The 20,645-nt window shown below is 69.4% G+C and carries 15 protein-coding genes and 1 pseudogene; 7 read left to right on the top strand and 9 right to left on the bottom strand.

Annotated features, from left to right (window positions below; all coding sequences use genetic code 11):
• Positions 1-155: pseudogene (locus ACMV5O_RS19215) on the bottom strand (allantoicase); the annotation flags it as partial.
• 374 nt (positions 156-529) lie between these two features.
• On the opposite strand from ACMV5O_RS19215, the gene ACMV5O_RS19210 reads away from it, so the two are divergent.
• From ACMV5O_RS19210 to ACMV5O_RS19185, 6 genes are all read left to right on the top strand, one after another.
• Complete coding sequence (locus tag ACMV5O_RS19210) at positions 530-1,285, top strand: GntR family transcriptional regulator (protein ID WP_416164964.1); 756 nt, start codon at positions 530-532, stop codon at positions 1,283-1,285.
• A 54-nt stretch (positions 1,286-1,339) separates the two neighbouring features.
• The gene (locus ACMV5O_RS19205; protein WP_416164963.1) at positions 1,340-2,071 is read left to right on the top strand and encodes an aspartate/glutamate racemase family protein; all 732 of its coding nucleotides are present in this window, start codon (positions 1,340-1,342) and stop codon (positions 2,069-2,071) included.
• Between the two features lie 166 nt (positions 2,072-2,237).
• The gene (locus ACMV5O_RS19200; RefSeq protein WP_416164962.1) at positions 2,238-3,626 is read left to right on the top strand and encodes an NCS1 family transporter; all 1,389 of its coding nucleotides are present in this window, start codon (positions 2,238-2,240) and stop codon (positions 3,624-3,626) included.
• A gap of 81 nt (positions 3,627-3,707) precedes the next feature.
• The gene (gene puuE, locus ACMV5O_RS19195; protein WP_416164961.1) at positions 3,708-4,640 is read left to right on the top strand and encodes an allantoinase PuuE; all 933 of its coding nucleotides are present in this window, start codon (positions 3,708-3,710) and stop codon (positions 4,638-4,640) included.
• 134 nt (positions 4,641-4,774) lie between these two features.
• The gene (locus ACMV5O_RS19190) at positions 4,775-6,244 is read left to right on the top strand and encodes an NCS1 family nucleobase:cation symporter-1 (RefSeq protein ID WP_416164960.1); all 1,470 of its coding nucleotides are present in this window, start codon (positions 4,775-4,777) and stop codon (positions 6,242-6,244) included.
• A gap of 168 nt (positions 6,245-6,412) precedes the next feature.
• Complete coding sequence (locus tag ACMV5O_RS19185) at positions 6,413-7,360, top strand: DMT family transporter (RefSeq protein WP_416164959.1); 948 nt, start codon at positions 6,413-6,415, stop codon at positions 7,358-7,360.
• A 114-nt stretch (positions 7,361-7,474) separates the two neighbouring features.
• Here the strand turns inward: ACMV5O_RS19185 and ACMV5O_RS19180 are convergent, their stop codons facing one another.
• The 4 genes from ACMV5O_RS19180 to ACMV5O_RS19165 form a co-directional block, all read right to left on the bottom strand.
• Positions 7,475-7,828: an Hpt domain-containing protein gene (locus tag ACMV5O_RS19180; protein WP_416164958.1), complete on the bottom strand. Its 354-nt coding sequence runs from the start codon at positions 7,826-7,828 to the stop codon at positions 7,475-7,477.
• Positions 7,829-7,897: 69 nt separating this feature from the next.
• On the bottom strand, positions 7,898-9,139 hold the full coding sequence (locus ACMV5O_RS19175) for an EAL domain-containing protein (RefSeq protein ID WP_416164957.1): 1,242 nt from the start codon (positions 9,137-9,139) through the stop codon (positions 7,898-7,900).
• A 41-nt stretch (positions 9,140-9,180) separates the two neighbouring features.
• Positions 9,181-10,698, bottom strand: coding sequence for a response regulator (locus tag ACMV5O_RS19170; protein ID WP_416164956.1), 1,518 nt, complete (start codon positions 10,696-10,698; stop codon positions 9,181-9,183).
• 26 nt (positions 10,699-10,724) lie between these two features.
• Positions 10,725-12,845: a PAS domain-containing protein gene (locus ACMV5O_RS19165; RefSeq protein ID WP_416164955.1), complete on the bottom strand. Its 2,121-nt coding sequence runs from the start codon at positions 12,843-12,845 to the stop codon at positions 10,725-10,727.
• Between the two features lie 276 nt (positions 12,846-13,121).
• On the opposite strand from ACMV5O_RS19165, the gene ACMV5O_RS19160 reads away from it, so the two are divergent.
• Positions 13,122-14,276 carry a response regulator gene (locus ACMV5O_RS19160; protein WP_416164954.1) on the top strand — a complete coding sequence of 385 codons (1,155 nt, stop codon included), beginning with the start codon at positions 13,122-13,124 and terminating at the stop codon, positions 14,274-14,276.
• A gap of 27 nt (positions 14,277-14,303) precedes the next feature.
• On the opposite strand, the gene guaD is transcribed toward ACMV5O_RS19160, so the two are convergent.
• The 4 genes from guaD to xdhA form a co-directional block, all read right to left on the bottom strand.
• Positions 14,304-15,632 (bottom strand): guanine deaminase, encoded by a 1,329-nt coding sequence (guaD, locus tag ACMV5O_RS19155; RefSeq protein ID WP_416164953.1) that lies wholly within the window; start codon positions 15,630-15,632, stop codon positions 14,304-14,306.
• Between the two features lie 87 nt (positions 15,633-15,719).
• Complete coding sequence (xdhC, locus tag ACMV5O_RS19150) at positions 15,720-16,772, bottom strand: xanthine dehydrogenase accessory protein XdhC (protein ID WP_416164952.1); 1,053 nt, start codon at positions 16,770-16,772, stop codon at positions 15,720-15,722.
• Positions 16,769-19,120 (bottom strand): xanthine dehydrogenase molybdopterin binding subunit, encoded by a 2,352-nt coding sequence (xdhB, locus tag ACMV5O_RS19145; RefSeq protein ID WP_416164951.1) that lies wholly within the window; start codon positions 19,118-19,120, stop codon positions 16,769-16,771. The genes xdhC and xdhB overlap by 4 nt, the downstream gene beginning before the upstream one ends.
• 10 nt (positions 19,121-19,130) lie before the next feature.
• Positions 19,131-20,630: a xanthine dehydrogenase small subunit gene (xdhA, locus tag ACMV5O_RS19140; RefSeq protein ID WP_416164950.1), complete on the bottom strand. Its 1,500-nt coding sequence runs from the start codon at positions 20,628-20,630 to the stop codon at positions 19,131-19,133.
• Positions 20,631-20,645 lie beyond the last annotated feature (15 nt).

Genomic DNA, 20,645 nt, shown 5'->3' with positions numbered 1-20,645 from the left:
TTGAGCATGCGCGACACCTCGGCGAAGAAGTCGTCCGAGGCGGCGAGCGCCTTCGCGCCCAGGCGCGGGTTGGCGAGGTCGACCGAGCGCAGGGCCCAGTCGGGCAGCTCGGCTGCGGGGGCGAAGACGGGGGCGCCGGGGGTGTGGCTGGCCATGGGAGCTCTCCTGAGGGTTGGTGTGGCTAAAGTGTATGCGAGAAAATAAAAAATCGTATACAAAAGCTTTTGAATCGTTTTGCAGCCCGGCTTTCCATCATCTTGGCCTGCTGATGGCGCGCATAAGCGCGGGCAGATAGTGCCGTGCACCGGCGCCAAGCACAGCAGGCGCGCACCCTTTCGCCCATGGGCAATGCACCGGGCATCAACTGCCGCGCTGTGGCGGCAGCGCAGCCTTCGTGGCGTTCTGCGGGTCGACTGATCAAATGTTTAAATGAGGACAGAAAATCAATTGTTTTGTGTACAAAATCTAGCTATCTTGTTTTCAAGAGATTCGCGAAACGTTCGCGGCGATGAATACGAAGGATCGGGTCATGAGTAAGAGGCGGTCATCCATCGATCTGGGTTCCATGCAGGCCGAAGAGGGCATGTCGGGCACCGGCCGCGACGAGGCGATTTATCGCAATCTTTACGCCGCCATCGTCGAGAACCACCTCGAGCCCGGCACCAAGCTGCCCGAGGACACGCTGGCCGAGGCCTTCGGCGTCAGCCGGACCAGCATCCGCAAGGTGCTGCAGCGCCTGGCCTACGAGCGTCTGGTCGATATCCGCCTCAACCGGGGCGCCACCGTCGCGCAACCGACCGTGAAGGAAGCGCGCGACATCTTCGCCGCCCGCCGCATCGTGGAGTGCGGCGTGCTCGCGCAGGTGGTCGCCAAGGCCACGCCGGCCAGGCTCGATGAACTGCGTGACATCGTTCGCCGCGAGCACGAGGCCGAGGCGCGCGGCGACCGCCGCGAAGCCATCTACCTGTCGGGCGAGTTCCATGTCGCGCTGGCGCGGGTGTCCGAGAACGAGACCCTGTCGGACTACCTCGCCGGGCTGGTGTCCCGCTCCTCGCTGGTGATTGCGACCTATGGCGCACCGATGGCGGGTAGCTGCCGCCACTCCGAGCATGATGACGTGCTCGAGCTGATCGCCGAGGGCGATGCCGAAGGCGCGCGCAACTGGATGGAGCGCCACCTCAAGGACATCGAGCGCACGGTCGTGCTGGTCGACGAGGAGCCCTCAGTGCTCGACCTGCGCAAGGTCCTCGACGAAGTCGCACGCCGTCACCGCGGCGAGCGCTGAAACCCATTTGCACACACACGCGGCCGACGCCGTCGCGGTACCCAGGAGAGCAGCATGCACATCCGCCTGATCAACCCCAACACCACCGCCTCGATGACCGACAAGATCGGCGCCGCCGGCCGCCTCGTCGCTGCCGCCGGGACCCGCATCTCGGCGACCAACCCCGAGGCCGGCCCGGTCTCGATCGAGAGCCACTTCGACGAGGCGATCAGCGCCGTCGGCGTGCTCGAGGAGATCCGCCGCGGCGACAAGGAGGGCGTCGACGCCTACGTCATCGCCTGCTTCGGCGATCCCGGCCTGCTCGCCGCGCGCGAGCTCACCGCCGCGCCGGTGATCGGCATCGCCGAGGCCGCCTTCCACCTGGCGACGCTGATCAGCACCCGCTTCTCGGTGGTCACCACGCTGGGGCGCACCTGCATCATCGCCGAGCATCTGCTGCAGAACTACGGCTTCGCCCACCACTGCCGCAGGGTGCGCGCGGCCGAGATCCCGGTGCTCGACCTCGAGGACGACGGCGCCTGCGCGCGCGACCGCATCATCGACGAGTGCCGTCGCTCCAAGGCCGAGGACGGTATCGGCGCGATCGTGCTCGGCTGCGGCGGCATGGCCGACCTCACCGACGAGATCCGCGAGGCGGTCGGCCTGCCGATCGTCGAAGGCGTGACCGCGGCGGTGAAGCTGGCCGAGTCGCTGGTGAGCCTGCGCCTGGGCACCAGCAAGCACGGCGATCTGGCCTTCCCGCGGCCCAAGCCCTTCAGCGGGCGCTTCGACTACCTCGGCAACTGAGCGATTCCACCCCAACCCACTCCACTCACCCCACCCACCTCCGATCCACCTCCGACCCCCCTTGAGCTTCACCCCGCAGCCGTTCCCCGGGGGCGTCCCGCCCCCTGACCCTCAGAAAGCGCGGTCCACGAACCGCCTGTCCAGCACCACTGGAGGAGCACGCAAAATGACAAGCAAGGCACACCCCATTCCCGTGTCCGGCCTCGCGGCCGCAAGCACGGCACACGCCGGCCCTCATCCGCACTCGAAGGCGGTCGGCGAGGAGTCCCTGGCCCCGCAAGAGACGCGCATCATGGGCAAGTGGTCGTATCTGCTGGCCTGGTTCGGCGGCTGCGTCTCGATCGGCACCTTCGCCATGGGTTCGAGCATCGTCGGCACACTCAACCTGCTGCAGGCGACGATGGCGATTGCGATCGGCTGCTTCGTGATCGGCGTCGCGTTGTGCCTGAACGGCGCCGCCGGCCACAAGTACGGCATCCCCTTCATGGTGCAGGCGCGCACCGCCTTCGGCTTCGGTGGCACGCGTTTCCCGGGGCTGGTACGGGCGGTGCCGGCCATCGTCTGGTTCGGCTTCCAGAGCTGGGTCGGCGCCGGCGCGCTCAACCTGGTGTCGGCCTCGCTGTTCGGCTTCGACAACCTCGTGGTGTGGTTCATCGTCTTCCAGCTGCTGCAGATCGCCCTGTCGGTGCTCGGCTTCCAGGGCATCAAGTGGCTGGAGAACATCGGCAGCGGCTTCATCCTGGTGTCGCTGACCTACATGTTCTTCAGCGTCATCGACAAGTACGGCGACGAGATCAGCACCAACCTGGTCAAAATCGAAGGCACCTGGGGCCTGCCGTTCTGGGGCGCGACGATGCTCTTCCTGGGCATCTACAGCACCATGATGCTCAACGTCAGCGACTACTCCCGCGAGCTCGAACGTGGGGTCAAGCGCGGTCCGCTGACCACCCTCTACGCCATGTCCATCCTGCCCTGCACGCTGTTCATGGGCCTGATCGGGCTGATGGTGTCGGGCGCCACCGGCGTCGCCGACCCGATCCAGGTGTTTTCGAGCGCGGTGGACAACAAGCCGCTGCTGATCACCACGCTGCTCTTCATCGCCTTCGCCCAGGTCACCACCAACGTGCTCAACAACGTGGTGCCGCCCACCTACGTGCTGATGGACGTGTTCAAGCTGTCCTTCCGCTCCGCGGCGGTGATCGTCGGCTTCCTCGCCTTCGGCACCTTCCCGTGGGAACTGGTCAAGGACGAGTCGGCCTCGGGCCTGCAGATCTTCGTGCAGACCTACTCGGCCTTCCTCGGTCCGATCTTCGCGGTGCTGGTGGTCGACTACTACTTCATCCGCGGGCGCAGCCTGAACCTGGGCAAGCTCTATGACGAGAACGGCCCCTACCGCGGGGTGAACTGGGCCGGCATCGTGGCCTCGCTGGTGGGCGCGGCGGTGGCGCTGAGCTTCTCGGCGGTGTCCTGGTACGCCAGCCTGATCCCGGCCGGCCTGACCTACTGGCTGCTGATGAACAACTGGGGCGCCTGCAAGCGCTTCCTCGAGAACTGACCCACGGCGCGGGCGGGGCGCTCGCGTCTCGCCCACCGCGGCCGCCGAGGCTTTCCTCATCGCCTTACCCGGAATGACATCATGACTTCGAACAAGGCCTACCCGCGCGACCTCGTCGGCTACGGCAAGAATCCGCCCTACGCCAACTGGCCCGGCCGCGCCCGCATCGCGGTGCAGTTCGTCCTCAACTACGAGGAAGGCGGCGAGAACTGCGTGCTGCACGGTGATGCCGGCAGCGAGCAGTTCCTGTCCGAACTGTTCAACGCCGCCAGCTACCCCGAGCGCCACCTGTCGATGGAAGGCATCTACGAGTACGGCTCGCGCGTGGGCGTGTGGCGCTTCCTGCGCGAGTTCGAACGCCGCGGCCTGCCGATGACGATCTTCGGCGTGTCGATGGCGCTCGAGCGCCACCCGGAACTCACCGCCGCGTTCAGGGAACTCGGCCACGAGATCGCCTGCCACGGCTGGCGCTGGATCCACTACCAGAACGTGCCCGAGGAGATCGAGCGCGAGCACATGCGGATCGGCATGGAGATCATCGAGCGCCTGACCGGCGAGCGTGCGCTGGGCTGGTACACCGGGCGCGACTCGCCCAACACCCGGCGGCTCGTCGCCGACTACGGCGGCTTCCTGTACGACTCGGACTACTACGGCGACGACCTGCCGTTCTGGACCGAGGTGCAGAAGACCGACGGCGAGACCGTGCCGCACCTGATCGTGCCCTACACGCTCGACACCAACGACATGCGCTTCGCGCTGCCGCAGGGCTTCTCGCACGGCGACGAGTTCTTCGAGTACCTGCGTGACGCCTTCGACGTCATGTACGCCGAAGGCGAGGAGCGCCCAGCGATGATGTCGATCGGCATGCACTGCCGCCTGCTCGGCCGCCCGGGACGCTTCAAGGCCTTGCAGCGCTTCCTCGACCACATCGAGAAGCACGACCGGGTGTGGGTCTGCCGTCGCGTCGACGTCGCCCGCCACTGGGTCGAACACCACCCCTACCAGATCCGGTAAGCACGCCGCAGCCGCCGCAGGGCGGCCCGGCCTATCAACGAATCGCCCGTTGCGGAGCGGGCGAGGGGCTTCTGCGTCCGCAAGCATTCCCGACCCTCATAACCAGAAGCCGCGCGGCGGCGATGGAGACAGCCATGGAAAGCGAAAAGATCGACCTGCAGATCCACCACATGGATCCCAGCCTGTACAACTCGGACCTCGCGCCGCTGCCGCCCGACAAGCGCAAATGGGGCTGGTTCGAGATCTTCAACGTCTGGTCCAACGACATCCAGAGCCTGTTCGGCTACACCCTGGCGGCGACGCTGTTCATCTCCTACGGCCTCAACGGCTGGGCGGTGTTCGCCGGCATCATCCTGGCGGGCATCATCGTCAACGTGCTGGTCAATCTCACCGGCAAGCCGGGGGTGAAGTACGGCATTCCTTACCCGGTCATCGCGCGCGCCTCGATGGGGGTGCATGGCGCCAACTTCCCGGCGCTCATCCGCGGCATCGTCGCCATCTTCTGGTACGGCGTGCAGACCTACTTCGCCTCGACCGCGCTGGCGCTGCTGTTCAACGCCTTGCTCGGCAACTCCGGTGGCGCGACCTTCCTCGGCATGACGGCGGTCGACTGGTTCTCCTACGCGGTGGTGTGCGTGTTCCAGCTCGCGCTCTTCCTGCGCGGCTTCGACTGGATCACCACCTTCCTGAACTGGGCCGGCCCGCTGGTCTATCTGGTGATGATCGCGCTGCTGGGCGTCATCTGGTACAAGGCCGGCGGCGGCCTGCTCAATGAACTCGGCACCATCTTCGACGGCAAGGGCGAGCACCCGGGCGGCCCGGTCGCGGCCTTCGTCGCGGTGGTCGGCACCATGGTGGCCTACTTCGCCGCGGTAGTGATCAACTACGGCGACTTCTCGCGCTTCGTCAAGAACGAGTCGCAGATGAAGTGGGGCAACTTCGTCGGCCTGCCGGTGAGCCTCGCCTTCTTCTCCTTCCTCGCGCTCTTCATCACCGCCGGCACCGCCGTGCTGTTCGGCGAGATGATCACCAACCCGGCCGAGATGGTGGGTAAGGTCGACAACCTGGCGCTGACCATCATCGCCGCGCTGACCTTCTTCGCCGCTACCGTCGGCATCAACCTGGTGGCCAACTTCATCCCGGCCGCCTTCGGCCTCGCCAACCTCGCGCCGGCCAAAATCAGCGCGCGCACCGGCGGCATCATCACCGCCGCGATCGCCTTCTTCATCGGCGGTCTGTGGGTGGCGCTGATCAGCCACATCGGCATCGCCGGCTTCGTCGACACGCTGGGCGCGGTGCTGGCCCCGCTGTACGGCATCGTGGTGGCCGACTATTACCTGGTGCGCAAGCAGAGGCTCAACGTGCAGGACCTGTTCTCGGCCGAGCCGGGCTCGACCTACTACTTCGACAAGGGCTGGAACAAGCGCGCGCTGTTTGCCTTCTCGGTGGCCTCGTTGTTCTCGGTCGCCTCCGTGTGGACGCCCGCGCTTGCGGCCTGGGCGGGCTTTGCCTGGCTGTTCGGTGCGCTGCTGGGCGCGGTGCTGCACCTCGGCCTGATGCGCCTGCGCCTGCGCGCGCCGACGCCGGCGGCCGAGGCGGCGTGAGCCTCATCGGTCTGACCTGATGTCGTCCATCAGCCTGCCCGTATGTCGGTCAGGCACAGAGGGCGGATAATCCGCCCCACACTGTTACTCGCCACCGTCCTCCCCGGTGGACACCTTCGCCGCGGTTCCCCGACAGGGGCGCCGCGGCATTTTCCTTTTGGAGTTGCAATGTCTGCCCCCGGCTCGGCTCGCCCCGCTTCGTCTCCCTCCACCCCCTCCAGGCTCGCGCTGCTGGCGCTCGTCGTGCTGTCCCTGATCTGGGGCTACAACTGGGTGGTGATGAAGCAGGTCATCCAGTACGTCGATCCCTTCGACTTCTCCGCGATCCGCACCGTACTCGGCGCGGCCACGCTGTTCGTCGTGCTGGTCGTGCTGCGCAAGCCGATGACGTTGGTGGCAGCGCGCCAGGTGATGCTGCTCGGCGTACTGCAGACCGCGGCCTTCACCGCGCTGATCCAGTGGGCGCTGGTGGCCGGCGGCGCGGGCAAGACCGCGGTGCTGGTCTACACCATGCCGTTCTGGGTCATCCCGATCGCCTGGTGGGTGCTGGGCGAGCGCGTGCGCGGCATGCAATGGGCGGCGATCGCGGTTGCGGCGTTCGGCCTGGTGCTGATCCTCGAGCCCTGGGCGGTGCGCGGCAGCGCCTTCAGCAACCTGCTCGCTGTCGGCGGCGGACTCACCTGGGCGGCCTCGGCGGTGGTGGCCAAGCGCATGCGCCTGGCGCGCGAGTTCGACCTGCTGGCGCTGACGGCCTGGCAGATGCTGTTCGGGGCGCTGGCGCTGTGCATTGTCGCGCTGGTCCTGCCCTCGCGACCGATCGATCCGACGCCGTACTTCTTCGGTGCGCTCGCCTTCAACGCGCTGTTCGCCACCGGGCTGGCCTGGCTGTTGTGGCTGTACATCCTGCAGCACCTGTCGGCCGGCATGGCCGGGCTGTCGGCGCTGGGCATCCCGATGATCGGCGTGCTCGCCGGCTGGATCGAGCTCGGCGAGCGGCCGAGCGGCGCCGAGTTCACCGGCATGCTGCTGATTGGGGCGGCGCTGGCGCTGACCAGCCTGTGGTCGCTGTGGAACGCGCGGCGCACGGCGCCGGGTTCGGGCGCTTCGCTGACTTGAGACCCCGCGTGGCCTGTGGCGGCCTGCCCGCGTGCAGCAAGCGGCGGCTGCGCCGGCGCCTCAGCCGGCACGCGGGTGCGGGGGAGTCGGCAAGCCGGAGCCGCAGCGCAAACCTCAATGCGCCGCCAGCAGGTCGAGACGCCCCCTGACCCAGGCGAGCGTGCGGGCCGCCTCCAGCTCCACCTCGACGAGCAGGGGTTCGATGGCGCGGCCATCGCCCCGGTCGGCGGCGGCCTCGATCTGCGCGGCCAGTGCGCCCAGAGGGGGGGCGCCCACCAGTCGAGCGGCGGACTTGAGCCGGTGAGCGGCAACGCCGAGGGCGGCCAGGTTCGCGTCCTCGAGCGCTGCACGCATGGTCACCAGGCCCTCGGTGCTGGTGTCGACGAACAGCGCATAGATGCTGCGCTGCCTGTCCGGGTCAGGGCCTACCAGGCGCTCAAGGGCGTATTCGTCGAAGCCGTGCTGCATGGCTGGCTCCAGGGTTCCGCGATTCGAGCCCGCTGCCCCCGCGGGCGAGCCGGCCGACGGGTCGCGGTCTCATCGGGCGGCGGCGTGTTCGCGCATCCACCGTAGCGTCGCATCGCCGGTCATGGGGCGGGCGATGTGGTAGCCCTGCGCCTGATCGCAGCCGATCTTGCGGAGGAAATCGAACACCTCCGCTGTCTCGACGCCTTCGGCCACGGTGCGTAGGCCCAGGCTGCGGCCCAGGTCCACGATTGACTTCACCACCGTGCGCGACTCCTCCGACTGCAGGGCCGTCATCACGAAGGACTTGTCCACCTTGAGCTCGGAAAAGGGCAGCCGCACCAGCTGTAGCATCGACGAGAAACCGGTGCCGAAGTCGTCGATCGAAAGATGGAAGCCCTTCATCCGCAGCCGGGTAATCAGGCCGAGCGAAGCGACGGGGTCATCCATCGCGCTGGTCTCGGTGAGTTCGAGGATCAGGCGCTCCGGCGCGAGTTGCAGCTGCAGGCAGCGCTGGGCGAGGCGGTCGACGAAATCCAGATCGTTGAAGGCCTTCGCCGACAGGTTGACCGACAGCGACAGCGGTCGGCCGCCGGCCAGGCCGGTGCCCTCGCCACAGATCGGCGCGAACCACTGCAGCGCCAGCTCGAGCACCCGCTCGGTGAGCGCGGCGATGAGTCCGCTGGCTTCGGCGAGCGGGACGAAGCGGTCGGGCGCGATGGGGCCGTAGTCCGGATGCAGCCAGCGCACCAGGGCCTCGAAGCCTGTCAGTCGAGCGTCGGTGCAATCGATTTTGGGCTGGTACACGACGAGCAACTCATCCGCGTCGAGCCCACGGCGCAGTTCGGCCATGCCGAGTTCCGGGTGCGGTGGGGCGGCGCTGGGCCGGGCCGGGGACGTCGCCGGTGCCGCATGCGGCGGCCCCAAGGGCGCGCCGGCGAGCAGCTGGCGCAGGTCGCCGGTGGAGAAGGGCTTGGACAGCACGCCGGCGATGTTCAGGCCATGTTCGGCAGCTGAGCGCCCGGCGGCGTCAAGGACGCGCGAGCCGACGCCGCTGGTGATGATGATGCGCGCCCGACAGCGGTCCCCGGCGAGGCGCTTCATGACCTGCACACCATCCATGTCGGGCATGATCAGGTCGAGCGCGATGTGGGTGGGCTGCCAGGCTTCGAGCTGGGCAAAGAACGCCATCGCGGTGGACACGAAGCAGGTTTCCAGGCCCAGGTCCTCGGCAATGAACTGCATGGTGCAGCCGACCAGGGGATCGTCGTCCAGGATCAGCAGTCGCGGCCTGCGGTCCGTCTGGGCTGTCATGCAGGACCCTCCACTGGCAGGCAGACTTGTCTGCTTCGAATCTAGTGGCTGCATGTGCCGTTCGCAAGGTCGAGCATGTTTCGCAGTCGTGCTGCCAGTTCCCGCTGCCGATAGGGCTTGTTGATCAGTTCCAGGCCGGCGTCGATGCGCCCGCCGTGCACCAGCGTGCTGTCGGCATAGCCCGAGGTGAACAGCACCGGCAGCCCGGGCTGCAGCTGCTGGGCAGCGTCGGCAAGGTCCTTTCCGTTCATGCCGCCCGGCATCATCAGGTCGGTGAACAACAGATCGAAGCGCCCGCAGCCTAGGGTCTGGAGGGCTTGCTCGCCGTTGCGCGCGGTCACGACCCGGTAACCGAGGCGCTCCAGCAGGCTGCGCACATGTTCGAGCACGAGCTCGTCGTCCTCGACGACAAGAATGGATTCACCGCCGCGGGCGAGCGCCACCGCGCCTGCCGTAGCCGTATCCTGAGCAGGCGGGGCGTCGGCGCGTGGCAGGTAGAGGCGCACGACGGTGCCGCGACCGTGGGCGGACTGAAGGGTGATATGGCCCTGCGACTGCTTGACGAAGCCGTAGACCGTGCTTAGCCCGAGGCCGGTGCCCTTGCCTGCGTCCTTGGTCGTGAAGAAGGGCTCGAAGGCGCGGGCGAGCGTGGCGGCGTCCATTCCGCTGCCGCTGTCCGTCACGGCCAGCATCACGTAGGGGCCGGGCGCCAGGTCTTCCGGCCGCAGCGTGCGGCTATCGACGTCCAGATTGGTGGCCTCGATGGTGATGCGTCCGCCAGCTGGCATCGCGTCGCGGGCATTGATGCACAGGTTCATGACGGCACTTTCGAGCTGGGCGGCATCGACCATCGCCGCCCACAGATCGTCCTTCACGTCGAACTTGATGTCGATGTGCCCGCCGAGGGCGCGCTGCAACAGGCGTTTCATGCCGTCGAGCAGGGCGCGGAGGTCGGTCGGCTGGGGCGCGAGCGCCTGGCGGCGGGCGAAGGCCAGCAGTTGGTGGGTGAGGTCGGCACCGCGTTCGGCGGCGGCACGCGTCAGGTCGACGAGGGCGCGCGCGCGGGGTTCGTCGCGCAACTGTTCCGAGAGCAGCTCGGCATTGCCGAGGATGACCTGCAGCAGGTTGTTGAAGTCGTGGGCGATCCCGCCGGTGAGCTGGCCCACGGCCTCGAGGCGCTGCGCCCGCAGCAGGGCCTCCTCGCTGCTGCGGCTGCGCTCGCGCTCGTCGCAGAGCGCATCGAAGGAGCGGATCGCATGGCGGGCGAGAACGGTCACGAAGATGATGCTCGCCACCGAGAGGATGCGGTTGGCGAGGACCCAGGCGAGATCGAAGCCGGGCGGCGAGACCAGCGCGCCAGCGCTGACCGCCAGCATCGCGGCGCCGGCCAGGCCGAGCACGAAGCGCGCATCGAGGCTGAGGGCGGCGAGCAGCACCGCAACGAGGTAGAGCGTGCCGTGCGCGAAACCCAGTGGCGTCAGCAGGTCGGCCGACAGAATCAGCAGCAGCAGCGCGGTGCTGAGGGCCTTCCACAGTGAAGGCGACGTCCTCGAGGCCATGGCAAGGATCCTCATCGGCGTGTCCGTCATTCGTGTCCCTCCCGGGCGCGATCGAGCAGGGCCCGCAGCTTCAGGGCCAGATCGCGCCGCCGGAAGGGCTTGCTCAGCAGTTCGAAGCCGGCTTCGAGGCGGCCCTCGCACTCCAGGGCATTCTGGGTGTAGCCCGATGTGAACAGCACCGGCATCGTCGGTCGTTCCCGACGTACGGCGTCGGCCAGTTCGCGCCCGTTCATGCCGCCCGGCATGACGACGTCGGTAAACATCAGGTCGACGTCCGGGTGTTCGGCCAGGCGTGCCAGCGCATCCGGGCCGTGGCGGGCAGTCAGGACGCGGTAGCCCAGATCGTCGAGCAGGCTGGCGACGTGCTCGCGCACCAGCTCGTCGTCCTCGACCAGCAGGACCTGCTCTCCGCGCCCGCACGGCAGCGTGCGCATGCCGGTCGCCGCCGCAGGCTCGCCCCGCACATCGACCCGCAGATCGTCCCCGACGCTGCGCGGTCGCGCGCGCGGCAGGTACAGGCGAGCCACCGTGCCGCGGCCGGGCCCGGATTCCAGACCGATGTGTCCGCCCGACTGCCTGGCGAAGCCGTACACCATGCTCAGGCCCAGGCCGCTGCCCTTGCCCGGTGGCTTGGTGGTGAAGAAGGGATCGAAAGCCTGGGCGAGCTCGGTGGCGGTCATGCCGACGCCGGAGTCGGACACCTCGAGCAGGACGTAGTCGCCCGCTCGCAGCCCGACGGCCTCCGCCGCCGCGGCCGGGAGGTGGCGCCGGCTCGATGCGACGCCGAGGCGGCCGCCGTCGGGCATCGCATCGCGGGCGTTCAGACACAGGTTCAGCACCGCGCTCTCGAGCTGTGCCGGGTCGACCTGGGCTTCCCAGGGACCGGCGTCGAGCCGGAACTCGATCCGGATCTGCTCGCCCAGCGTGCGCTCGAGCAGCTCGGCCATGGCCTGCACCAGCGCATCCGTATCCGTGGGCCGCGGATCGAGGGGCTGTCGGCGCGAGAAGGACAGCAAGCGGGCGGTCAGTTCGGCGCCCCGTTGCGCGGCGCTGCGGATCAGTGCGGGGAGGGCGGCCAGCCGCGGCTCATGCTGCAGGCGCTCGACCAGCAGCTCGGCGTTGCCGAGGATGACCTGCAGCAGATTGTTGAAGTCGTGGGCAAGACCCCCGGTGAGTTGGCCGACCGCCTCCAGGCGCTGCGCCTGGTGCAGCTGGCGCTCGAGCTCGAGGCGCTCGCCGAGGTCGGTGGTGATGGCGATGATGGACTGCCTGCGCCCCTCGGCCTCGCGCACCAGGGTCCAGTGGCACTCCACGTCCACGTGTGCGCCATCGCGCCGCCGCAGGCGCAGACGCCCATCCCAGGTGCCGTGCTCCAGGGCCTGGGTCATGGCCTCGGCGGCTGTCTGCACGTCTGCGCGCAGCAGCGTGTTGACGCGCTGCCCGAGCGCCTCGGCCGCCGTCCATCCGTACAGCTGCTCGGCGCCCCGGTTCCAGAAGCGCAGGCGCAGGTCGGCATCCCACACCAGGATGGCGTCCTTGGCCTGGTCCAGGATCGCCGCCTGCTCCCGCAGCCGCATGGCGCCGATCTTCTGCTCGGTGATGTTGATGTGCATCACCACCGCGCCCCGGCGCTGGCCCTTGTGCAAGGGCGTGGCGACGAGTTCGAACCAGCGCGTCGCGGTGGGTGAGTGGCAGGGGTACTCGAGCCGGAAGCGCTCGCTGCGGCCCTCGAGAACGGCGCGGATTCCCGCTGCGGCCGCGACCGCCTCGTCGGCCGCCAGGCCGTGGGCCTCATCACAGGTGCGCAGGTAGTTCTGCCCGATCGCGGCGTCGTCGCCCGCCAGGGCGTTGTCGCGCGCAAACTGTCGCCAGGCCTCGTTGACGGTGATGATCGTGCCCTCCGGCGCGATCAGGGCGATGTGGGCTGGCAGTGCATCGAGGATCGCCTCGCGCTCGTGCGTGAGCTGTCGCTTGCCATCGTCGAGTCGTTCGAGGTGGTCGATGGTGCGCGCCAGCAAGTCCCGTAGTTCGCCATCGCCCTTGCCTGCGTTCGATTCGCCTTCGGCCAGCCGACGCTGCGCACGGCTCAGGCGGGCGATCAGTGCGCTGGTTTCGGATCGGCCTGGCCGCTGCGCAGAGCTCGTCATTGGTTCGCCACGGGCGCAGAGCGCCTCGCTGCTATGCATTAAGAATAAATGCGGGCTACTGTAACGTGGCGCGGAAGGGCGAGTGCGGCAGTTTGTCACAGCATGACGAATTTATAGGCAGGCCGGGGTCGTGGACGCAAGCCACAATCACGTTTCGCCTGCCTGCGGCGATTTTCCCCCAGCGCTCGGCTATCATTCGGGCGCGGCTGACGGCGACCGCGACTGCTCCACGCGCCGGCAGCGGGCCGCCTGCAGAAGTCCAGCACGACAGGAGCAATGATGGATCCCAAAGCGCGGATTCTGATCGCGACCGACAATGCCACCGACGGAAACCTCGTGCGGCGTCTGCTCAGCATCGAGTTCGACAACGTCACGGTGTCGGCCTATGCCGACCGCCACCTCGCCGACTTCGAACGCTGCAAGCCCGAAGTCCTGGTGCTTGCGTTCGACAGCCTGGAAAAGGCCGAGCGCTACTACCTCGGTCTGTACCGATTGAGCACGGTGGTGCACGCGCTGCCGCACCGCACCCTGATCCTGTGCAACCAGGGCGATCTGAAGCAGGTCTTCGAGCTGTGCAAGACCCAGCATTTCGACGACTACATCCTGTTCTGGCCGATGGTGCATGACACCCCGCGCCTGCCGATGGCGGTGATCCACGCGCTGCGCCAGATGGCGGAGTCGGCCACCGGTGCCCCGCTGGCGCGCGAGCTCGCGGCCCAGGCACGGCGCATTGCCGAACTGGAGGCGCTGCTGGCCGAGCACGCCGCGCAGGGCGAGCGCCACCTGCGCGCGGCCAACAGCTCTCTGCAGCAGGCGGCCTCGGAGATGGGGGCGGCCCTGAGCGGCCTGTCGCACCGCGTCGCCCACGGCGGCTTCGTCGAGGTGCGCGACGCCAGCGGCCTCGAGGGCGAGTTCGAGCGCTTCCAGAAGCAGGAGTTGGGACCACGCTTCGCCGCCCTCGATGCCGCGGTGAAGCCGCTCGATGTGTGGATCGATTCGCTCGATCACCTCATCGCGCCCCAGCTCGACGCGGTGCGCGAGCTGCAGGCAGCGGCCGAACGGGTTTGCCCGCTGGTGCTGATCATCGACGACGACCCGCTGCAGCGCGAGGTGCTCGGTCAGTTGCTGGCGGATTCCAGGGTCGAGCTGATGTTCGGTTCGTCGGGCACCGAGGCGCTGCGCGCCGCGCACCGGCGGCCGCCGGACCTGGTGCTGATGGACGTCAATCTGCCCGACATGGACGGCATCGAGACGACGCGGCGCCTGCACGACACCGACTACGGCCGGCACACGCCGGTGATCATGATCACCGGCTACAGCCAGAAGGACGTGGTGGTCGAGAGCCGCCGCGCCGGCGCGGTCGACTTCGTCGTCAAGCCGTACGACCGTGCGGTGCTGCTCGACAAGGTCAAGGCCTTCCTGCGCCGCTGAGCTGTCCGGGCCGCGCCGCCGACCTCGTCACGCCGCTCGTGCCGGCGTCAGCGCACGTACCCAGGCCGCTTCACCCATCACGTAGGTCGCCGCCACCGTGCGGTCGTCGCCCAGCATCATCAGTACGAACAGGCGCTCGTCCAGGGTCTGGGCGCAGGCCATGCGGCGCGCCAGCAGCGGGGTGGCGGCCGGGTCGAGGACGACGAAGTCGGCCTCCTTGCCGGGCAGGAAGTTGCCGACGCGCTCATCCAGGTACAGGCTGTGCGCGCCGCCCAGGGTGGCCAGGTGGAAGGCGCTTGCGGCCGACAGCTTCTGGCCCTTGAGCTGCAGCACCTTGTAGGCCTCGTTGAGCGTCTGCAGCATCGAGAAGCTGGTGCCGGCGCCGACGTCGGTGCCCAGGCCCACGCGCAGGCCGAGCTCGCGCGCGCGCCCGAGGTCGAACAGGCCCGAGCCGAGGAAGAGGTTGGAGGTCGGGCAGAAGCTGATCGCCGCGCCGGTCTCGGCCATGCGCCGGCGGTCGGTGTCGTCGAGCCAGATGCAGTGGGCGTAGACCGAGCGCATGCCGAGCTGGCCGAAGCGGTCGTACACGTCGAGGTAGCTGCGCGCCTCGGGATAGAGCCCGGCGACCCACGCGACTTCGCCCTGGTTCTCGGCCACGTGCGATTGCAGATAGAGCCCCGGATGCTCGGCGTACAGGCGGCCGGCGAGCCTCATCTGCTCGGGCGTGGAGGTGGCGGCAAAGCGCGGCGTGACCGCGTACTGCAGGCGGTCGCGGCCGTGCCAGCGCTCGATCAGGGCCTTCGATTCGGCGTCGCCGCCGGCCGCCGTGTCGCGCAGGAAGTCGGGGCAGTGACGATCCATCAGCACCTTGCCGGTGATCATGCGCATGCGCCGCGCCAGTGCGGCCTCGAACAGCGCGTCGACCGAGGCGGCATGCACGGTGGCGAAGGCGAGTGCGGTGGTGGTGCCGTTGCGCAGCAGCTCGTCGCAGAAGAAGTCGGCGACGCCGCGCGCATGCGCCGGGTCGGCGAAGCGCGCCTCGGCGGGGAAGGTGTACTTCTCCAGCCAGGCCAGCAGCTGCTCGCCGTGGCTGGCGATGATGTCGGTCTGGGCGTAGTGGATGTGGGTGTCGACGAAGCCGGGCAGGATCAGCTTGCCGCGGTGGTCGGTCAATGGCAGCTCGGCCGGCAGGCGGGCGAGCAGTTCCGGCGCCGGGCCGAGCTCGGCGACGTGGCCGTCGCGCAGCAGCAGCAGGCCGTCGGCGAAGTGTTCGAAGGCGGCCTCGCCGGCGCTGGCCGGGTCGGCGATGAAGTGCAGGATCTCGCCGCGGACGGCGTGCAGGTGGGGGGTGCTCATGTCGGGAGGGTCGCTCGGGAAGGGGTTCGAGGGCGGGCGCGGGCGTGCTGTCCCGCGCTCGCGGGGTCGGAGGGCGGCGCCCGCGGGTCAGGCTGCGCAGTCGCGCAGCGCCGGTCGGGCGGCGAACGAGGCGCCGCGCAGTTGCAGCACTTCGGCGGCGATGGCGATGGCGATGACCTCGGGCTCCTTGCCACCCAGGCCGGGCGTGCCGATCGGGCAGTGCAGGCGGGCAATGGCCTGCTCGCCGACCCCGCGCGCGCGCAGGCGCTGCTCGAAGCTGGCGCGCTTGGCCTGCGAGCCGATGAGGCCGCAGCAGCGGAAGTCGCCGCGGTCGAGGATCGCGCGCACCAGATCGAAATCGAGCGCATGGCTGTGGGTCAGCACCAGGAACACCGCGTCGGCCGGCGCGGCGCGCACCTCGGCCTCCGGCACGTCGGTGCAGCGGACCTCGATGTTGGGCGCCACCACGGCGGGGAACTCGTCCTCGCGCGCATCGACCCAGCGCACCTGCATCGGCAGGCGGCCGAAGAGCTCGGCGAGCGCGCGCCCGACGTGGCCGGCACCGAACAGCACCACCTGCAGTTCGGGCGGCAGACTGACGTCGAGCAGCGCGTCCGCGCCCCGTGCCGGCTCGCTCGCCAGCAGCGCGGCGTCGTCGGCGCGACCGGCGAGCAGGCTGCGCGCGCGCTCGAGCTGGCGGGCATCGGTGAGCGCCGCCGCGGGCTCCTCGCCGAACACACGCACCGCCGGGCGATCGCCAGTGAGGCCCACGAGGCGGCCCCAGGGGCGGCCGGCGGCGGCGTAGGCGCGCGCGGCCGCGAGCCAGTCGCGCTGCTCGGCGCCGACCGGCTCGAAGGCGAGCTGCATGACCCCGCCGCAGCACTGGCCGACGCTGGCGCCGAGCGGGAAGCGCACCAGGCTGGGCGCACGCGCCTCATCGGCGAGCAGCTGGCGGGCGAGGGCGATCGCGCGCAGCTCGAGCTGGCCGCCGCCGATCGTGCCCTGGCAGGCGGCGGCAGTGACGATCATGCGCGCCCCTGGCGCGCGCGGCGTCGAGCCCCGGGCCGCGGCCACCGTCACCAGCACGGCGCGCTCACCGGCGTCGACCAGGCGCGCGAGCTGTTCCAGCCAGGCAATCATGACTGCACCTCCGCCGCAGGAGGCGCGCACGCCGCACGCACCGCATCGATCGCATCGAGGATGGCCTCGGGCGTCGCCGGCGCCCGCAGCGGCGGCGCGCAGCGGCCGCCGCCGACCGCGGCGACGGCGTCGCGCAGTGCGAACAGCACCGCGAAGCCGAGCAGCAGCGGCGGCTCGCCGACCGCCTTCGAGCGCAGGATGGTGTCCTCATGATTGCGGTTGTGGAACAGCCGGGTGCGGAACTCGGCCGGACAGTCGTGCGCGGCGGGGATCTTGTAGGTCGACGGGGCGTGGGTCATCAGGCGCCCCTCCTTGTTCCACCACAGCTCTTCCATCGTCAGCCAGCCCATGCCCTGGATGAAGGCGCCCTCGACCTGGCCGACGTCGATCGCCGGGTTGATCGAGTTGCCGGCGTCGTGCAGCAGGTCGGCGCGCAGCAGGCGCCACTCGCCGGTCAGGGTGTCGATCAGCACCTCGGCGACGGCGGCGCCGTAGGCGAAGTAGTAGAAGGGGCGGCCGGTCAGCGTGCTGCGGTCCCAGCTCAGGCCGGGGGTGGCGTAAAAGCCGTCTGACCACAGCTGGACGCGGGCCTGGTAGGCCTGCTGCACGCACTCGGCAAAGGGGATCGAGACTGCGCCCGCATGCACGTGGTCGTCGGCAAAGTGCACCGCATCGGCGTCGATGCCGTGGCGGCCGGCGACGAACTCGGCCAGGCGCTGGCGGATGCGGCGCGCGGCATCCTCGGCCGCCTTGCCGTTGAGATCGGCGCCGGTCGAGGCGGCGGTGGCCGAGGTGTTGGCGACCTTGCTGGTGTCGGCGGCGGTGGCCCGCACCCGCGCCAGCGCGATGCCGAGAGTGTGCGCCACCACCTGGCAGACCTTGGTGTTGAGGCCCTGGCCCATCTCGGTGCCGCCGTGGTTCACCAGCACCGAGCCGTCGGTGTACACATGCACGAGCGCGCCGGCCTGGTTGTAGTGGGCGACGTTGAAGGAGATGCCGAACTTCACCGGCGTCAGCGCCAGGCCCTTCTTCAGCACCGGGCTGGCCGCGTTGTAGGCGGCGATGTCGCGCCGGCGCTGGCGGTAGGCGCTGTCGGCCTCGAGCTCGGCGACCAGCTCGTGGATCACGTTGTCCTCGACGCGCTGGCCGTAAGGCGTCAGCTCGCGGCCTTCGCCGCCGTAGAAGTTGAGCTTGCGCACATCCAGCGGGTCACGGCCCAGCTCGCGCGCGACGCTGTCGATGATGTGCTCGATCGCAACCGCGCCCTGCGGCCCGCCAAAGCCACGGAAGGCGGTGTTCGACTGGGTGTTGGTCCTGGCGCACAGGGCGCGGATGTCCACATCGGCCAGGTAGTAGGCGTTGTCGAAGTGACAGATCGCGCGCGTCGCCACCGGGCCGGACAGATCGGCCGAGAAGCCCGCCCGCGCCACCATCTCGATGCGCGCGGCGAGGATGCGGCCGTCGTCGTCGAAGCCGACCTCGTACTCGTAATGGAAGTCGTGGCGCTTGCCGGTGATCATGAAGTCGTCGTCGCGGTCGGGGCGCAGCTTGACCGGACGCCGCAGGCGCGCCGCGGCCAGCGCGGCGATGCAGGCGAACAGGGCCGACTGCGACTCCTTGCCGCCGAAGCCGCCGCCCATGCGGCGCATCTCCACCACCACCTGGTTGGCCGCCAGGCCCAGCGCATGGCTGACCACGTGCTGCATCTCGGTGGGGTGCTGGGTCGAGCACCACAGGTGGATGCAGCCGTCCTCGCGCGGCGCCGCATAGGAGATCTGGCCCTCGAGGTAGAACTGCTCCTGCCCGCCCACCTGCCAGCTGCCCTTGAGCCGGCGCGGTGCGGCGGCGAGGCGGGCGGCGGGCTCGCCGCGCACGAGCTGCATGGGCGGCAGCACGAAGCTGCTCTGCGCCTTCGCCTGCAGCGGGTCGAGCACCGCCGGCAGCGGCTCGTAGCTCACCTTCGCGCGGCGCGCGGCGCGGCGCGCGTGCTCTTGGCTGTCGGCCACCACCGCGAACAGGGGCTGGCCGACGTAGTGCACCACGCCGTCGGCGAGGATGGGATCGTCGTGGATGATCGGTCCGCAGTCGTTGCTGCCGGGGATGTCGGCCGCGGTGAAGACCGCGATCACGCCCGGCATGGCGCGCACCGCGTCGAGCTCGATGGCGAGGATGCGCGCATGGGCCTGGGTCGACAGGCCGAGCGCGGCGTGGGCCGTGCCGGCCAGCTCGCGGATGTCGTCCACATAGGTGGCCTCGCCGGCAACGTGCAGGCGGGCGGATTCGTGCGGGTGGCCGTGATGGGCGGCCGGGGTGGCCGGGCGTGCCTGGGTGAAGGATTCGGCTTTCATCGGGGCGACCTCAGGGCTGGGCGGCGAAGCTGTCGAAGGCGGCGAACACGCGCGTCTGCTGCGCGTCGAGCGGATCCTGCGCGCGCGTTTCGAGGTAGAAGCGGCGCAACAGGCCGGCGGCGGTGCGGCGGCGATAGTCGGCGCTCGCGCGCAGGTCGCTGAGCGGCGCGTAGTCCTCGGCCAGGGCCTGCAGGGCGGCGAACAGCGCGGCTTCGTCCCAGCGCCGGCCCTCGATGGCGGCTTCGGTGCGCAGGGCGCGCCGCGGCGTGGCGGCCATGCCGCCGAAGGCGATGCGCGGGCTGCGTACGACCCCGGCCTCGAGGCGCAGCGCAAAGGCGCCACACACCGCCGAGATGTCCGAGTCGAAGCGCTTGGACACCTTCCAGCTGCGAAAGCGCAGCGCCGACTCGTGCACCGGCACCTCGACCGCCTCGACGATCTCGTCGGCGGAAAGGTCCTTCTTCATGTAGTCGAGGTAGAAGGCGTCCAGCGGCAGGCTGCGGCGGCCGCGGGGGCCGTGCAGCACGACCTCGGCGCCGAGCGCGATCAGGGCCGGCATCGAATCGCCGATCGGCGAGCCGTTGGCGATGTTGCCGCCGAGCGTGCCGGCATTGCGCACCGGCGGCGAGGCAAAGCGCTCCCACAGCTCGCCCAGTTCGGGGTAGGGCAGGCAGAGCGCGGCGAAGGCGTCGCTGAGCGACACCGCCGCGCCGATGTGCAGCTTGCCGTGTGCCTCGCCGACCTGCTGCAAGTCCTCGACCTGGCCGATGTAGATCAGGTCGCCGACCTCGCGGAACTGCTTGTTGACCCACAGCCCGATGTCGGTGCAGCCGGCAAGCAGCGTGGCCTGCGGACGCTGGCTGCGCAGCGCGACGAGCTGCGCGAGCGTGCGCGGGGCGAGGAAGTGGGTGCCTTCATGAACATAGTCGAGCGCCTCGCGGCGGCGCAGGCGGAGCAGGGCGGCGCGCACCGCCTCGCGGTCGAGCGGCAACTCGGCGTGCTCGAACATGCGCTCGCCGGCCTCGATGATCGGCCGGTAGCCGGTGCAGCGGCACAGGTTGCCGGTGAGCTGGCTGCGGATGCGTGCCGGGTCGGGGCGCGTGCCGTCCGGGACGCAGGCGTTGTACAGGTCCCACAGCGACATCACGAAGCCGGGCGTACAGAAGCCGCATTGCGAACCGTGGCAGTCCACCATGGCCTGCTGCACCGGGTGCAGGCCGTCGCCGGCCTGGCGGCGCAGGTATTCGACGGTGAACACCGCCTTGCCGTCGAGCGCCGGTACGAACTGGATGCAGGCATTGACGCTGTACAGGCGCAGGGCATCGGCGCTGCCGGCGAGTTCGCCGAGGACCACGGTGCAGGCGCCACAGTCGCCCTCGGCGCAGCCTTCCTTGGTGCCTGTCAGTCCCTGGTGGATGCGCAGCCAGGCGAGCAGGCTGGTGGTGGGCGCGATGCCGGTCACTTCGACCGGTTCGCCGTTGAGCAGAAAGCGGATTGTGTCTGTGTTCATCGTCTCTTCCTGGTG

This window comes from Thauera sp. WH-1, from assembly GCF_047806685.1.
Lineage (GTDB): Bacteria > Pseudomonadota > Gammaproteobacteria > Burkholderiales > Rhodocyclaceae > Thauera.
The sequence above is the reverse complement of the archived record's forward strand: the minus strand, read 5'-3'. Positions and strand labels throughout refer to the sequence as shown.